Source organism: Mesorhizobium sp. YL-MeA3-2017, from assembly GCF_030814575.1.
Lineage (GTDB): Bacteria > Pseudomonadota > Alphaproteobacteria > Rhizobiales > Rhizobiaceae > Mesorhizobium > Mesorhizobium terrae.
In genome coordinates this window covers 4143197-4159197 of the sequence record NZ_JAUSVH010000001.1, presented here as the reverse complement: position 1 = coordinate 4159197, position 16001 = coordinate 4143197, and the positions used below count along the sequence as shown (strand labels likewise).

General features: G+C 64.4%; 13 protein-coding genes and 2 pseudogenes. 1 reads left to right on the top strand and 14 read right to left on the bottom strand.

The genetic code is table 11. The features are described from left to right. Window position 1: 1 nt before the first annotated feature. Entirely contained in the window at window positions 2–766 is a 765-nt protein-coding gene (gene phnF, locus QFZ88_RS19600; RefSeq protein WP_373426391.1) for a phosphonate metabolism transcriptional regulator PhnF, read from the top strand. Window positions 767–817: 51 nt separating this feature from the next. On the opposite strand, the gene QFZ88_RS19595 is transcribed toward phnF, so the two are convergent. The 14 genes and pseudogenes from QFZ88_RS19595 to QFZ88_RS19530 form a co-directional block, all read right to left on the bottom strand. After that, window positions 818–1639 carry a carbohydrate ABC transporter permease gene (locus tag QFZ88_RS19595; RefSeq protein WP_024927031.1) on the bottom strand — a complete coding sequence of 274 codons (822 nt, stop codon included), beginning with the start codon at window positions 1637–1639 and terminating at the stop codon, window positions 818–820. Further along, complete coding sequence (locus QFZ88_RS19590) at window positions 1636–2523, bottom strand: carbohydrate ABC transporter permease (RefSeq protein WP_024927032.1); 888 nt, start codon at window positions 2521–2523, stop codon at window positions 1636–1638. The genes QFZ88_RS19595 and QFZ88_RS19590 overlap by 4 nt, the downstream gene beginning before the upstream one ends. Window positions 2524–2577: 54 nt before the next feature. Beyond that, window positions 2578–3906, bottom strand: coding sequence for an extracellular solute-binding protein (locus tag QFZ88_RS19585; protein ID WP_024927033.1), 1329 nt, complete (start codon window positions 3904–3906; stop codon window positions 2578–2580). A 1-nt stretch (window position 3907) separates the two neighbouring features. Further along, window positions 3908–5397, bottom strand: a pseudogene (locus QFZ88_RS19580) (putative N-acetylmannosamine-6-phosphate 2-epimerase). 137 nt (window positions 5398–5534) lie between these two features. After that, window positions 5535–6281: a GntR family transcriptional regulator gene (locus QFZ88_RS19575; protein WP_024927034.1), complete on the bottom strand. Its 747-nt coding sequence runs from the start codon at window positions 6279–6281 to the stop codon at window positions 5535–5537. A 198-nt stretch (window positions 6282–6479) separates the two neighbouring features. Next, window positions 6480–7163, bottom strand: a complete 684-nt coding sequence (locus QFZ88_RS19570) for a class II aldolase/adducin family protein (protein WP_024927035.1) — start codon at window positions 7161–7163, stop codon at window positions 6480–6482. Between the two features lie 109 nt (window positions 7164–7272). Next, window positions 7273–7591: pseudogene (gene rhaM, locus QFZ88_RS19565) on the bottom strand (L-rhamnose mutarotase). 53 nt (window positions 7592–7644) lie between these two features. Next, window positions 7645–8934, bottom strand: coding sequence for an L-rhamnose catabolism isomerase (gene rhaI / locus QFZ88_RS19560; protein ID WP_024927036.1), 1290 nt, complete (start codon window positions 8932–8934; stop codon window positions 7645–7647). A 192-nt stretch (window positions 8935–9126) separates the two neighbouring features. Beyond that, a complete protein-coding gene (locus tag QFZ88_RS19555) occupies window positions 9127–10233 on the bottom strand; it encodes a substrate-binding domain-containing protein (protein WP_024927037.1) in 1107 nt (368 codons plus the stop codon). Between the two features lie 63 nt (window positions 10234–10296). After that, window positions 10297–11241: an ABC transporter permease gene (locus tag QFZ88_RS19550; RefSeq protein ID WP_024927038.1), complete on the bottom strand. Its 945-nt coding sequence runs from the start codon at window positions 11239–11241 to the stop codon at window positions 10297–10299. 10 nt (window positions 11242–11251) lie between these two features. Further along, window positions 11252–12256, bottom strand: a complete 1005-nt coding sequence (locus QFZ88_RS19545) for an ABC transporter permease (protein ID WP_024927039.1) — start codon at window positions 12254–12256, stop codon at window positions 11252–11254. Beyond that, on the bottom strand, window positions 12253–13767 hold the full coding sequence (locus QFZ88_RS19540) for a sugar ABC transporter ATP-binding protein (RefSeq protein WP_024927040.1): 1515 nt from the start codon (window positions 13765–13767) through the stop codon (window positions 12253–12255). Before QFZ88_RS19540 ends, QFZ88_RS19545 begins: the two co-directional genes overlap by 4 nt. Next, complete coding sequence (locus tag QFZ88_RS19535; RefSeq protein WP_024927041.1) at window positions 13764–15182, bottom strand: FGGY family carbohydrate kinase; 1419 nt, start codon at window positions 15180–15182, stop codon at window positions 13764–13766. The genes QFZ88_RS19540 and QFZ88_RS19535 overlap by 4 nt, the downstream gene beginning before the upstream one ends. Continuing rightward, complete coding sequence (locus tag QFZ88_RS19530; RefSeq protein WP_024927042.1) at window positions 15179–15955, bottom strand: DeoR/GlpR family DNA-binding transcription regulator; 777 nt, start codon at window positions 15953–15955, stop codon at window positions 15179–15181. Before QFZ88_RS19530 ends, QFZ88_RS19535 begins: the two co-directional genes overlap by 4 nt. Window positions 15956–16001 lie beyond the last annotated feature (46 nt).

Here is a 16001-nt window from a genome sequence, read left to right as displayed (position 1 = left end):
GATGACAGCAATCGCAATGGAGGGGGATTTGGCGAAATCAGCGCTTCACCGCGGCGTCGGCGTGGCGCTGTGGCGGCAGATCGGCGACGAGATCCGACGCGGCATCGGCGCTGGCCTCGAAGACGAAAACGGGCGCTTGCCGCCCGAGGCCGAACTCGCGGCCCGCTTCGGGGTGAACCGACACACGGTGCGCGCGGCCATCGCCGCCCTCATCCACGAAGGCGTACTCCGGAGCGAGCAGGGTCGCGGCACCTATGTGCGGCGGCAGAAGCGGCTCACCTATCCGATCGGCGCAAGGACGCGCTTTTCCGCTGGGCTGGAGGGCCAGGTGCGCGAGCGGCAGATCGAACTTCTCGGCCATACCCATGAACCGGCCACGGCAACCATCGCCACGGCGCTCGACCTTCGACCCAGCGAGGACGTCATTCGCCTGGAAATGCGCGGCCTGGCCGACGGGGTGCCGGTATCGCGCTCCACCGCCTGGTTTCCCGCCGCGCGGTTTCCCGACATCGCCTCATACTTCGCGGAAAAACACTCGATCACCGAGGCGCTCGCGCTGTCCGGCATCAACGACTATCGCCGCGCCTCGACGACGATCGAGGCAAGGCACGCCGACGACACCGACACACGCGACCTCAAGCTTTCGCCCGGCGCCATCGTGCTGGTCGCGCGCGGCATCAATGTCGACGGCGACGGCAGGCCGATCCAGTATTCGCAGACCCGTTTCTCGGCCGACCGCGTCGAGCTGACGGTAAGCGCCGGGTGAGACCGGCCGGTCAGCGATCCGCATGGTGCGACAACACCGTCGACCGCCGTCTCAGCCCTTGACGGCGCCGGCGGTCATCGAGCCGCTGATCTGCCGGTACATAACCAGGCCGAGCAGCACCGGCGGCAGCGCACCGACGACCATGACGGCGGAGGCCACGCCCCATTGCACGCCGCCGCCGCTGGCGGCGAAGAAGAAGGAGGCGCCGACGGTGATCGGGACGGCTTTCGAGGTGGTGAGCATCAGTCCGAACAGGAATTCGTTCCAGGCCGTGATGAAACCAAAGATCAGGCTGGTGACGATGGCGGGACGGCAGACCGGCGCCAGGATGCGCAACAGGATCTGCGTGCGGCTGGCGCCGTCCATCAACGCGGCTTCGTCAAGCTCGGCCGGTATGTCGCGAATGGCGTTGACCAGGATGACGAGAGCCAGCGGCAGGTTGACGATGGCCAGGATCAACCCGAGGCCCAGCCGCGTGTCGAGCAGCGCCAGCCACTGGAACATCATGTAGAGCGGGATGGCGAAGATGATGAGCGGCACGGCGCGCAGATTGACGATGAGCGGCAAAAGCGTGCGCTCGCCGACCTTACCCCGGGCAATCGCGTAGGCGGCCGGCAGGGCCAGCGCCACGGCAAGCCCGGTGCCCAGCAGGGCGACCGCCATGCTGTTTGCCAGGTAGAGGAAGATGTTCAGCCGCTCCGACACGTGGAAGACGGTGAGGTAGTTGTCGAATGTCGGCGCGCGGACCCACAGACCCGGATTGGTGGAGAGTTCGCGGGCGCTCTTGAACGAGGTGACCAGCGTGACCAGGATCGGAAAGTTCATGGCAAGCGCGGCGATCGCGAAAACGATCCAGCGAAGGGCGGCGATCATCGGGCGGCTCCCTTCCGGCGTCCGGCAAAGGCGTTCAAGCCATAGAGGACAGCGAACGACACGACAAACAGGATGACCGACGCAGCGACCGCCTTGCCGATGGCGCCTTGCTTGAAGAAGGCCTCGTAGATGTAGATCGACAGCGAGGCCGTGGAACCGCCCGGTCCGCTGCCGGTCAGCACATAGACATTGTCGAAGACGCGGAAGCCGTCGATGAAGCGAATGAGCAGCGCGACAGCGATGGTGGGCAGCATCAGCGGCAGCTCGATATACCACAACCGCTCCAGCCGGTTGGTGCCGTCCATGGCGGCCGCTTCGACGACATCGGTCGGGATGGCCTGATAGGCCATGTAGAACAACAAAAGCGCGAACGGCGTCCACTGCAGCGTTTCGACGACGATCAGCATCCAGAAGGCCGAGCCCGGTCCCAGGAAGGAAAAACTCGCGCCGAAATAGGCCCACAGATAATAGGGCACCGGACCGACGAACTCGTGCAGCACCAGCCGGTACATCAGGCCGACGAGCGCCGGCGCCACCATCAGCGGCAGCATCAGGATGGCGAGGAGCCAGCTGCGCTTTTCGATGAGCGGCGAAAGAAAGATAGCGAGGAACAGGCCGAGCGCGCATTCGAGCAGAGCGGTCAACAGGCCGAAGCGCAGCGAAAACCAGGTCGCCCGCCAGAAGGCGCCGTCGCTCCACACAGAGACGAAGTTGGAGAAGCCGGTGAGGCGCGGCTGGCGCAGAGTTTCGAAGGAAACCTCGGACAGCGAATAGACGAGGTTGACGACGGCGGGGAAGCCCAGGAACACGAGCAGGAACAGCACCAGCGGGGTCGCCAGCAGCTTGAATTCCGAGGATTGGGCGCGTTGCGTGAGCGTGGTCATCGAACCGGTTTGTCCCGGCGACGGCGGCGGACGGGCCGCCGCCATCGGCCCTGTTTATTTGAGGAGTTCGGCCATGCCCTTCTCGGCATTCTTCAGCGCATCGTCGATGCTCTGCTGGCCGGACCAGTAGCCGGTGAATTCCTTGGCCTGCAGTTCATAGACCGTGAGCGCCTTCGCCGAGGTTCCGCCGGTCATGACGTAGCCGTACTTGCCGGCATAGTCGCCGAGCTTGACGAGATCGGGACGCTCCTTGGCCACTTCGGAAACCACTTCCGGGGTCAGCGCCGGCGCGCCGCTGTTCCTGGCGTAGATGAGTGCTGCTTCCTTGGACGACAGCCATTTCAGGAACGCCCTGGCACCGTCCTTGTTCTCGGCATTCTTGTTGAGGCCGAAGCCGAGGCCGTGAATGTGGGTGAAGCGCCCGGCGGGCCCGGTAGGCGGCGCGATGGTTTCGGTCGCCTCGGCGACGGCCGGCGACTTCTCCTTGCTGGTCAGATCGCCGGCGGCTGCGTTCCACTGCAGCATCGCCGCCACCTGGCCGGAGGCATAGGCGGCATTGGCCTCCGCGAATTCATAGGAGAGCGAATCGCGCGGCGTGGCGCCGTTGTCGTAGAGCAGCTTGTAGATCTCCAACCCCTTGCGATAGGCGTCGGAATTGACAGTGATCTTGCCGCTGGCGTCCATCCAGTCGCCACCATAGGCACGCGGCACCGACTGCCAGATCATGATGTTGAACAGGAGGTTCTTCAGCTGCAGGACAGTGCCGTAGCGGGTCGGGCTGTCGGGGTTCACGGCCTGGGTGAAGTAGAGCGCTGTCGCGGCGTAGTCGTCCCAGTTCCACTCGTCCGGAGCCTTGGGTTGCAGTTTCTTGCCCAGCAGCTTTTCGGAAATCTCGCCATATCTGGCCTTGGCGGCATCGTCCTTCAGCAAGGCGTCGATCAGGTCCTTGCGATAATACATGAAGTGCAGCGACAGGTCGGTGGGCACGCCAAACTGCTTGCCGTCGAACTGCATCGTCTTCAGCACGGCGTCGCCATAGACCGACTTCGCCTCCCCGGAGAGTTCGACCGGCTCCATGAAGGGCGCGTAGCGGCCGATCGAGTAGGTGGCGAGCAGATTGACGTCGAAAGCCTTGGAGCCGGCGGCAAGGTCTGCCTGCAGCTTGTCCCAGAAGCCGTCGCGGTTGAAGAACAGAAGTTCGACCTTGTCCTTGTCGGCGACGCCGGCCTTGGCATTGTAGGCGTCGGCCGCGGCGCGCAGCGCGGTCTCCTCGGGACCGCCTGGCCAGCCCAGCACGGTCACCTTGGCGAAGGCCGGGCTTGCCAGCAGGCTGGCGACGAGGGCCGCCAGAAGGCCGCCCTTTCTGATGGTTGCGAATGTCATTTCAGTTTCCTCCCGATTGGTCTTCTTGGTTTGAAAGGCTGGCGATGCCGACGACACCCGCGCTTTCGCCGAGCGTGGCGGCATGGAGCTGCGGCATCAGCCGCAGCGGCAGGCTGGAAAGTGCCGCGCGCACGGCTTCCAGATAGCCGGGCGCCAGCCCGATGCCGCCGCCGATGACGATGCGCCTTGGGTCGAGCGCGACCTGGAGGTTGCGGCACAGGACCGCGGTGCGGCCGGCCGAGGTGGTAACAATGCTCTTTGCCCAGTCGTGGGTGCCTGCCGCCTCGAAGACGTCGCGCGCCGTGGCGCCCGGCAGATAAGCCGCCGCCTCGGCCGCCATCCAGCGGCCGGTCACGCTGTCCTCCAGCGTGCCTGCCGCCTCGTCCAGGCCGCGGAACTGGCCAAAATTTCCGGCCATGCCTCCGAGCAGGCGGCCATTGACGACGATGCCGCCGCCGATGCCGGTCGAAATGGTGAGGAACACCATATCGACGCCCTGCCCTGCTCCGTATGAATACTCGCCCCAGGCGGCAGCCTGGGCGTCGTTGGCGGCCAGCACCGCGTCGCGGCCGCTGAGGCGCCTGACGGATGCGACCAGCGGGAAGCGGTCGGGGATGTCGAGGGTGCGGCGATTGAGCGGCGACCAGAGCCCGTCATCGACAACGCCGCTGACGGCGACGCCGACCTTGCGATAGCGCCCCCGCCATGCCGAGATTTCGCCGAACAGCGCGGCAAGCCATTCGTCCGGATTGCCGCCGGCCGGTGTCGGCATTCTTGACGTTTCGACGACCTCGCGGCCCGCGACAAGCGCGGCCAGCATCTTGGTGCCGCCGATGTCGAGCGCCAGGACCGTCTCGGCTTCGCTCACGGCCATCGGGCACCCGCCTTGGCGACGGTTTCATCGAGGGCGGCGCGGAACCAACCGGTGACATGCTCAGGCCGGGTGATGGCCGAGCCGACGACCACCATCGAGGCGCCAGCGACCAGCGCCTGCGAGGCCTGTTTCGGGGTGCGGATGTTGCCTTCGGCAACCACATAGGGGGTCAAGCGGCGCATCGCACCGATCAGCGCGAAATCGGGTTCGGTCGGCTCGACCGAGCCGGTATAGCCGGCAAGGGTGGAACCAACGATGTCGGCACCTTCCGCCAGCGCCTGCTCAGCGTCGGCGATGATGGAACAATCGGCCATGGCCAGCCGACCCCGCGCATGAATGGCGTCGACCAGTACCCTGGTGGCAACCGGGCGCGGGCGTTGGGTGGCGTCATAGGCAATGATGTCGGCGCCGGCGGCTGCCAGCGCCTCGACATCTTCCAGCCATGGCGTGATGCGCACCGAGCTGTCGTCAAGGTCGCGCTTGATAAGGCCGATGATCGGCCGCGGCGTCGCCTTGCGCACGGCGGCGACATAATCGGCGGATTCGACACGCAGACCGGCGGCGCCGCCGTCGATGGCAGCGAGCGCAAAGCCGACGACCATCACCGCATTGTCCATCGCACCGCCCTTTACCGGCTGGCACGAGACGATCAACCCGCTCTTCAGGGCCTGGATATCAATCGGCACGCTGGCACTCCCTCGATGGGAACACGGTAGCAATATAAGACCAGATTGCAACAGGCTTTAAACTGGTATTATCGCGTCAGCTCGATGACGAAATCGTAGACGTCGCCGCGGTACTTGGTCTGGGTGAATTCGACGATCTGGCCGTCGGCAAGGAAACAGCGGCGCTCCATGATCAACAGACTGGCGTCCTCGGGAATTGCCAGCAGCCGGCGCTCCTCTTCGCTGGCGGGCTTCGCCTGCATGCGCTGGAGCGCGCGCATCGGACGCGCGCCATTGGCTTCGAGATAATCGTAGAGCGAGGCCTGGATCGCGAGCGGATCCGGCACGAAGCGCGCCGGCAATGTCGCCGTCTCGATGGCGATGGGGGTGTTGTCGGCGGTGCGCAGACGGGTCAGCCGCACCACCTTCTCGCCGGCCGAAATGCCCAGCGCCATCATTTCCACCGGCGAAGGCCGCGAAATCACACGCGAAATCCACACGCAACCGGGCTCGAGCCCACGCGAACGCATATCCTCCGAGAAGCTGGTCATGGTCGCCAGCGACTTCTCCACCCGCGAGGCGACGACGGTCTTGGCGCCCTGGCGTCGGTCGAGCAGGCCGTCGGCGACGAGGCCGTCGATCGCCTTGCGCACGGTGACGCGCGAAATGCCGAGCGCATCGCAAAGCACGCGCTCGCTGGGAGTGACGGCCCCGCGCTTGAGGCGGGCCGCGCCAATCGCTTGTTTGAAGGCATCTTCGAGCCGGCGGTAGAGCGGTTCGCCGCTCTCACCCGCCAGTGCAGCAGCCAGAAAATCGAGGATCGCCTGATCGCCCATCGGAACCATCCACTTCGAGACAGCACCTTTATGCAGAATTTTTTTCAGGTGTTAAACTGGTATTGTTCTTATCCGACCGTAATTTGCGAACGGACCGCGTGAAAGGCACGTGGCCTGCCGAGCTGGCTTCAAGCAAACGGGTGATGGACGTCATGGCGGCGCCGACGAGAATAGCGGCAGCGCCGGCGAACCTGCCCGTCAGCCGCCCCGGGCACGGGCGGCGTCGTTGATGCCTTCGGCATCGGGGGCCAGGCCATAACTCATCTTGCGCATCTGCTCGATCACGCGGGCCATCTCGTCGTCGGGCAAGACGGGCGGCTCGCCCAGGGTCAGCACCTGGACATACATGCGCGACAGGGTTTCAACCTCGATGGCCAGCCACAGCGCCGCCTCCAGCGTCGCGCCCAGCGATATCTGGCCGTGCTGGCCGAGCAGGCAGGCAAGCCTCCCCTCAAGCGCCACCAGCGCATGGTCGGACAAGGCCTGCGTGCCGAACGTCGCGTATTTGGCGCAGCGGATCGTCGAGCCGCCGGCAACGCCGGTCATGTAGTGGAAGGCCGGGATGGTCTTGTAGTGGCAGGCCAGCGTGGTGGCGTAGACCGAATGGCAATGCAACACGACGTTGATATCGCCGCGCGTCTTCAGGATATCGCGGTGGAAGCGCCATTCCGATGACGGCCGGCGCCCGGCATAGGTGCCGTCGAAATCCATTTCGACAATGTCTTCGGGCACCATGGTTTCATAAGGCATGCCCGACGGGGTGACGAGAAAGCCGTCACCAGCGCGCAGCGAAAGATTGCCGGCCGTGCCCTGGTTGATGCCGGCGGCATTCATCCGACGGCAGATTGCCACCATCTCCTTGCGCAGCGCTGCATCCTTCATCGTATCGGCCTTTCATTTTCTGCTGTCGGCACCGGAAAGACTTCGCGGCATCGGCCTTCGTTGTTGTGGTCGCGGCATGCAGGCACCCCGCGGTGGTTTCGACACGCTCTCACGCCATGTGGAAGACGTTGTCGAGCGGCACGACGACGGGCTGATTGCGCGCGTCGTAGAGCATGATGTCGGCCATGAAATCCCACCAGCGGCGGTTGATCTCGGTCTCGGGCAACTTGTCCATGGTGTTGTTGTCGGCCAGCAAAAGCGTCGCGAAGAGATGGTTGGTTTTCGGGATCGAGCCAGATCGAATAGTCCGAGATGCCGGCGTCGCGCAGCGCCTTGGCGAGTTCCGGCCAGATCTCGTCATGCCGCTTCTTGTATTCGGCCGCCTGCCCGGGATTGAGCACCATCCGGAAGGCGATGCGCTTGGACATGATCAGGCTCCCGATCGAGATTTCGCATACAAAGACACCCCGCGGCCGCCGCGTCAGACGATGCCCCCACCGCCAGACGCGACGGCCGGCCGCTCCACCGCCGCCTTGCGGCGGTAGCCGCTGGCGCGGTAGGCAGCGACGGGGTCGATGGCCCCGCCACGGTTGAAACGAGCCATGGCGAGGATCGGCTCGACATCGGTGCGGTAGGCGGCTTTCAGCGTCTGCGTGGCCATCAAGGCGTCGTTGCCGTCCTGGAACGCCGCCAGCGCCTTGCGGTCGACCAGCAGCGCCGCCGCATAGGCGCGCTGCACCTCGACCGCCGACAGCATCAGGCTCTCGATCGGATCGGTGACGTTGTGGCTCTGGTCGAGCATATGCGCGGGGTTGAACCCGTCGACGCCGGAGAGTTCGGCTTCGACCAGTTCGTTGAAGACGAGAAACAGCCGGTAGGGATCGATCGAACCGGCGTCGAGATCGTCATCGCCATATTTGCTGTCGTTGAAATGAAAGCCGCCCAGTTTGCCGAACTGGATTAGCCTGGACACGATCATCTCGATGTTGACGTTGGGCGCATGGTGACCGAGGTCGACCAGACAGAAAGCCTTCGGCCCGAGTTCGCGGGCGATGATGTAGTTGGTGCCCCAATCCTGCACGACGGTGGAATAGAAAGCCGGCTCGTACATCTTGTGTTCGGTGAACAGGCGCCAGTCCGGCGGCAGCTGCGCGTAGATCGCCTTCATCGAATCCAGATAGCGCGTGAAGGCCTGGGCGAAATTCACCTGGCCTGGAAAGTTGGAGCCGTCGCCGATCCACACCGTCAGCGCCTTCGAACCGATTTCCCTGCCGATCTCGATGCATTCGATGTTGTGGTCGACCGCCTGCCGGCGAACGGCCGCGTCGGCATGCGACAGCGAGCCGAACTTGTAGGAAAGCTTCTGGTCGGCGGTGTCCGAGAAGGTGTTGGAGTTCATAGCGTCGAAGCCGAGGCCGAAGCGCGAGGCCGCCTGTTTCAGGCGCCGCGGATCGGCCTTGTCCCACGGAATGTGCAGCGAAACGGTGGGGGTAGCGCGGGTGAGCTGCTGGATGACGGCGCAATCCTCGATCTTGTCGAAGACGTCGCGCGGCTCGCCTTCGCCCGGAAAGCGCGCGAAACGCGTGCCGCCGGTGCCGACGCCCCAGGACGGGATGGCAACCGCGAAGGCCTCGGCCTTGTCCAAAATTTCGGCGATGGCGATGCCGCGGCGGTCGAGCTGCTCGCCAAGCGCGGCATAATCGGCGCGCAAGGCCCGCTCACGCGCGGCATTGCTCGCCTCGACCGCATCGGCGTCGATCATCATTTCCATGCCATCCTCCTCGATCACCGCTTGCAGGCCGGTTAGAGCGCCGCGCGTCCAATTGGACGCGCAAAGGACGCTCTGGCACTTTTTATCTGCTGCATCGTGCCTACCGAAAATCGATTCCGATTTTCTGGCCGATGCAGTAACCGCGCCGGCCTGAAGCCGGCGCGGAAGGGGGGCTATCGTCCCCGCTCAACCTCAGAAGTCGAAGTTGTTGATGTTGTCCTTGGTGAACACGGTGGGCGCGCCAAGCAGGATTTCGGAGCCGTTGATAACCGAGAGATCACCCAACTTGCCCGCTTTCACCGAGGTGGCGCCTGCGGCCAAGGTACCGTCGGCCGTCGCGCGCAGCACATAGGCGGCCGCATAACCGAGATCGACCGGGTTCCACAGCACCACCGACTTCACGCAGCCGGTCGAGACATAGGGCTTCATCGCATTTGGCGTGGCGAGACCGACCACGGCAACCTTGCCGCACTTCTTGGCCTGGGTGACCGCGTCGGCGGCGGCAGGCGTCGCAACGCTGGTCATGCCGAAGACGCCCTTGAGCTCATCGCCATATTTGTTGAGCAGCGTGTTGGTCTGGTTGAAGGAGAGGATGTTGTCCTCCTGTGCCTCAACGGTTTCCAGCCACTTCATCTTCGGATGGCACTTGGCCTGATAGGCCGCCATTTCGGAAATCCAGCGCGCCTGGTTCGGCGTGGTGAAGGTGGAAGTGACGATGGCGAAGGCACCATCCTCGCCGGCTTCCTTGGCCATGGAATCGACCATCGCCTTGGCGATGCCGTTGAACTCGGCCTGGTTGACGAACCACTGGCGGGCGTCCGGCGTCGAATTGGCGTCGTAGCCGACGACATTGATGCCGGCGGCGAGCGCCTTCTTCAGCACCGGGGCGATGGCGACCGGGTCGTTGGCGGCAAACAGGATGCCGTCGACGCCGGAGGTGATGTAGTTGTCGATCAGCGTGATCTGGTCGTCGATATTGGCCTTGCTCGGACCGTCGGTCTTGGCCTCCATCGAGCCCATTTCCTTGGCCGCGTCGGCGATGCCTTTCGACGTGGCGTTGAAGTAGCCGATGCCGACGAGTTTCGGCACATCCACAACTTTCAGCGTCTTGCCCTTGCGGTCCGGCGCATTGGTCGGTTTGCCGCCATCGTAAGGCTTGGAAGCCACCTTTGCCGGCGTTGCATCGCAGGCGAGAGGGTTGGTCGGCAATTCGTCGCCGCCGGTCCACGGCGACTGGGCATGGCTGAGGCTTGTCGAGAAGGACAGAGCCAGGAGTGCGGGAAGCACTATTTTACGCATTTCATCCTCCAATTGTTCGTCCGGACACTGATGAGCGGCAGTGAAGGACGCTTCTCCCTTGTTTTATCGAGTGCCGCTCCTCTCGAAGAGGTTGCTGGCGAGGATCGCCAGGATGAGTACCGCGCCGATGAGCATGATGGTGCCGTCGCCCTTGACGCCGGCGAGCGACAGACCGTTCTTCAACGCCTGGATCAGGCAGAGGCCGATCATGGTGCCGACGACGGTGCCGCGACCGCCGAAGATCGAGGTGCCGCCAAGCACGACGGCGGTGATGGCATCGAGCTCGATGCCGGTGCCCATATCGGAGCGCGTGGTCGAGACGCGCGACACGAAGATCACCCCGGCGACGGCGGCGGCGAAACCCGAGGCGGTGTAGAGCGCGAGCTTCGTCCTCTCCACCGAAAGGCCGGAAAACCGGCTGGCGACTTCGTTGGAGCCAATGGCGTAGACCGTGCGGCCCCAGCGCGTATAGGCCAAGATGATGGAAGCGACGACCGCTGCCGCAGCCAGGATCCAGAGCTGGGTCGGAACGCTCAGCACCTCGCCCTGACCAAGAACATAGAACCAGTCCGGATAACCGCGAACCGAGCGCGCCTGGCTGATGCCTTCCGCAAGACCACGATAGAGCGCCAATGTCGCCAGCGTCGCGATCAACGGCGGCACGCCGAAACGGGTGATGATGGCACCATTGACGAAACCGGCCAGCGTGCCGACCGCGATCGCGGCCGCAGCAGCGGCAGGCAGCGGCATGCCGACATTCTGCCAGAAGACGCCGGTCAGGATCGCGGTCAGCCCAAGGATCGAGCCGACCGAAAGATCGATCCCACCGGTTGCGATGACGAAGGTCATGGCGATCGCGATCAACCCGATCTCGGTCATCAGCCGGCCCTGGTTGAGCAGGTTGGAGACGGTGAAGAAACGGTCCGACTGGAACGACAAGACGATCAGCACGACGACCAGTAGCAAAGCCAGGAACGTTTCGTGACGGATCAGGGATCTGAGGTTCATCCGGCCATCCTCATATCCGGCTACGACGGCGCAGCATGTCGGCAAGCACGGTTGCCAGGATCAGCAGGCCGATCACCGCGCGCAGCCAATAGGCCGAAACATTGACGAAGATCAGCGCCGAGCCGATCGTGGCGAACAGGATCGTTGCCAGCGTCGAACCGATGACGGTTCCGGAGCCACCGAGGATCGACACGCCGCCGATGACGGCGGCGGTGATGACGGTGAGTTCGAGATTGGGCGGCACGGTGGACTGGATCACCTGCAGCTGCGTGGCGAACAGGATCGTGGCCAGCCCGGCAAAGGCGCCATGGATGACGAACACCGCAACGGTGCGGCGCTCGACCGGGATGCCGGTGGCGAGCGCTGCTTCCGCATTGCCGCCAATGGCATAGAGCGAACGCCCGAAGGCCGAGAAGCGCATCCACAGGGCGGCGAGAACAGTGAGGACGACCATGGTGACGAGCGGGACCGGCAGGCCGAACACATCTTTCTGCGCGATCAGGAAATCGGGTGGCAGGTTGGTGATCCAGGTGCCGCCGGTCACGCTGATCAAACCGCCGCGCAGGATCGACAGCGCGCCCAACGTCACCACGATGGATGGGATGCGCGCATAGGCGACCAGGACGCCGATGATCGCGTTGACGGCCATGCCGACCAAGACGGGTGCCAGCCATGCCACCCAGACAGGATAGCCGGCGACGGCAAGCGTGCCGGAAATAGTCGCCAGCACGCCGATGAGCGCACCTACCGACACGTCGATATGGCCGGTGACGATGACCATTGCCATGCCGATGGCGGCGACGGCGATATAGGCGTTGCCGGAAAAGATCGTGGTCAGATTGTTGGCGCTGACAAAGCGCGGATTGACCAGCGTCACCACCGCGAACAGCGCGACAATGGCACCGAGCACGACCAGTTCCTGGCCATAGTCCGAGAACAGGCGCCTGAGGAACCCGGGTCTCTGCACGCCAGAGACCGGCCGGGTCGGCGGAAGGTCGACGGCGGTTGTCATCATGCCGCCTCTCCAGCCCGGTGCGCGGTCATCGCCATGCCGACCCGTTCCGGCGTGGCGTCGGCCCGGGCGATCTCGCCGGTGATGCAGCCGCCGCTGATCACCAGGACGCGGTCGCTCATGCCGAGCACTTCCGGCAGTTCGCTCGAGATCATCAGGATCGCCACCCCCTGCTTCACCAGCTCGCCCATGATGGTGTGGATTTCCGCCTTGGCGCCGACATCGACACCGCGCGTCGGCTCATCCAGGATCAGCACCTTGGGACTGGTCTCCAGCCACTTGGCGATCACCACCTTCTGCTGATTGCCGCCGGACAATTCGCCAACCGCCTGGCCGATGTTGCGGCAGCGGACACTGAAGCGCTTCACAGCCGCGAGCGCACGCTGCGCTTCCTCGCCGGCCTTGATGAAGATGCCTGTCGAAAAGTGCTCGATCAACGCCATCGAGACGTTCTTGCGGATGGCCATCTGCTTCACCAGCCCTTGCTGGCCGCGGTCCTCCGGCACATAGGCGATGCCAAGGTCGCGCGCCTGGCGCGGCGACGTGATGCGCACCGCCTTGCCCTCAAGGGTGATTTCGCCCGAGGTCGCCGGCGTCATGCCGAACAGGGTGAGCGCGAGTTCCGTGCGGCCGCTGCCGACCAGGCCGGCGACGCCGAGGATTTCGCCGCGCCGCAGGGAAAAGGAAATGTCGCGGACATGCCGGCCATGATTGAGGTTCCTCACCTCCAGCACAGTGTCGCCGATGGCGGCTTCGGCCTTGGGGAACAGGCTGTCGATCGGCCGACCGACCATCATGGAAACCAGTTTGGCTTCGTCGACCTCGCCGATGTCCCTGGTGCCGACAAAGCCGCCGTCGCGCAGCACGGTGACGCGGTCGGCCAAAGCGAAAATCTCGGACATGCGATGGCTGACATAGACGATGCCGACGCCGCGCTCGCGCAATTGGCGCACCACCGTCATGAGGCGCTGCACATCCGATTCCACCAGCGAGGCGGTCGGCTCGTCCATGATCAGGATGCGCGCGTTCTTGGAGAGCGCCTTGGCGATCTCGACACGCTGGCGCTGCGCCACCGATAGCGTGAGCACCTTGGCGTCGACGTCGAGGTCGAACGTATCGAGCTGGTCGAGCAGCGCGCGCGTGCGCGCCCTCACCTCGCCCCAGTCGATCCAGCCACCCGGCCGGCGCGGATAATTGCCGAGGAAGACATTCTCAGCGACCGTCAGTTCGGGAAACAGCAACAGCTCCTGATAGACGGTGGCGATGCCGGCGGCCGACGCGTCGCGCGTGGAGGCGAATTTCACCTGCCTGCCGTCGACCGTGATGGTGCCGGCATCGGGCGCATAGAGGCCCGACATCATCTTGATCAAGGTCGACTTGCCGGCACCGTTCTCGCCGAGAAGCGCATGCACTTCACCCGGACGCACGTCGAAGGAGACATCCTTCAGCGCTTTAATGCCGACGAAGGATTTCGACATGCCGGCGAGGCTGACATAAGGGGCGGCCGCGTTCATGCGCCAACTCCTGCCACACCATTGGCGCTTCGTAGCTCTGCCCGCGCGGCCGCGCGGGCCCGGTCGGCCAGTTCGCGCCAGCGGTCGCGATAGGTTTCGAGGCCGGATACCTCGCTTGCCGCGATGGGGACAGTCTCGTCCCGGAACGGCGACCGCCCGAGCGCCTTGAAGGCGAGTGCGGCGGCACCCGTGGCGGAGCCCTCGCTCGTCGTTGAATGAACGACCGTCTGCCGGTGGCGCAACTGAGCCAACATGGCGGTGAGCAGATCGATCTTGGCCAGACCGCCGTCGACGACAAGCAGATTGTCGGAATGGATCAGATCGAGCGACAGGTCCGTCATCATCAGCACATAGAGTGCTGCCACCGCGGCACGTTCCTCTCCTTCCACCTCGCCGCCGACGATGTGGCCCCTGATCTCAGGAAACGGTCCGCCTGCTGCCCAGGACGGCATGGCGAAGATGCCGCGCGCCATGACACGCTCGACCGCCTCCTGCGAGATCGGCCGATTCCAGCCGTCGCTGATCAGATCATATTCCCTGCCGCCCATGAAACGCAGCGAAGGCGCCGGTTCGCCGTCGACCGTGACGTTGGCGATCATGTCGCGCTCGCGGTCGAGGGCGCCCAGCGGACAGTCGAGATTGATGATGATGACCCAGGTGCCGGTCGAGACCAGGGTGAAACCCGTCAGTCCGGTCATGCGGTAGTAGGCGAGCGCGGCGTTGGAATCGTGCACGCCGTTGTGAACTGAGATCGACCGGCTTGTGCCATCGGCCAGCTCGATCCTGGCCTCGCCGATGACGGCGCCGGCCGGCGCGATCTCGGAGAATTTCTCGCGCCAGCCCAACCGGTCAACCAGCGAGGAGAAGTCGCGTTTCAAGGGCGCCCATAGCTGGCTATGCGCACCGAGATAGGACCATTCCGCCAGCGGACGACCGGCGAAGCGCCAGCCCCAATATTGCGGATAGCAGAGGATCGCCTCGGTGGCGGCAAATGTCTGCGGCTCTTCCGTCGCCAGCCAGTAGATGTGGCGGGCGATGGAAAAACCCAGCGGCAGCCAGGGCGTGTAGGTCTCCGAATAATCCGGCAGCATCGGATCGATGATTTTGGCGGTCGGCTGCGGGATTTCCTGCTCATAGTCCAGGATCGGGTGCAAAAGCTCGGTGCCGCGCACGAGCGCGAAGGCGCAGCCATGCGCCGAGACCGTCATGCCGCCAACATCGTGCGCGGCGACGACTTCGGCGAGTTCCGTTCTCATCCAGGAAAACAGGCGATCGTCGTCGAGCACATTGCGTCCGCGAAACGGCTTCCACACCGGCTTGGTGCGCCGCTCATCCAGCAGCGTGCCATCGGGCGCGAACACGAAGAGTTTCGAGTTGGTCTTGCCAAGGTCAAAAACCGCAAGCGCTCCGCTCATGCAAGCCACCCATTCGGGGCGATGCGCAGCGCGATGCCCGCCGCGTCCAGCATCTTGGCGTGCTGGTCCGACAAACCGTCGTCGGTGATCAGCATGCCGACGCGCGACAAAGGCAGCGCGACATGACGGGCATGGATGGAAAACTTGCGGCTGTCGGCCAGCACGATGACCTGGTCGACATTGTGGCTCAGTTCCTGGATGGCCCGTACCATCAGCGGATGCGATTCCAGCAGACCGTCGGCACTGACCCCTTGCGCGCCGACAAACAATTTCGACGCGAAGAAATTCGCCGGCTGCGACGGTGAATAGATCACGCCCGGTTCGCGGTGGAGTTCACCGCCGGCGATGGTCAGGCTGCATTTGCCGTGCTCGCCGAGATAGGCGGCGAGCGGCATGGAACTGGTGAAGAGACGGATGTTGCGGTCGGCAAGCTTGACGCCGAGGTGATAACAGGTCGAGCCGCCATTGACGATGACGGTGTCGCCATCGACGACCAGGGTCGCGGCGAGATCGGCGATCTGGCGCTTTGCATCGACGGCAAGGTCGCGATTCTCATCATAGGGACGCGCAAACGCCGGCGCCTGGGCGGAACCGTCCAACGCGGAGACGCCGCCATAAACCTTGCGCGCTCCGCCGGACAGGTCGATCTTGTCGATGTCGCGCCGCACCGTCGCGGCCGACACGCCGAGACGCTCCTGCAGCTCGCGCACCGACGCAAAGGGCCGATCACGCAAAAGCTCGATGATCTGCCGCTGGCGGACCAAATCGTTCAAGCCAAATCCTCCCGTGACACCAGAAACTAGGTGTCATGAGCTAAGT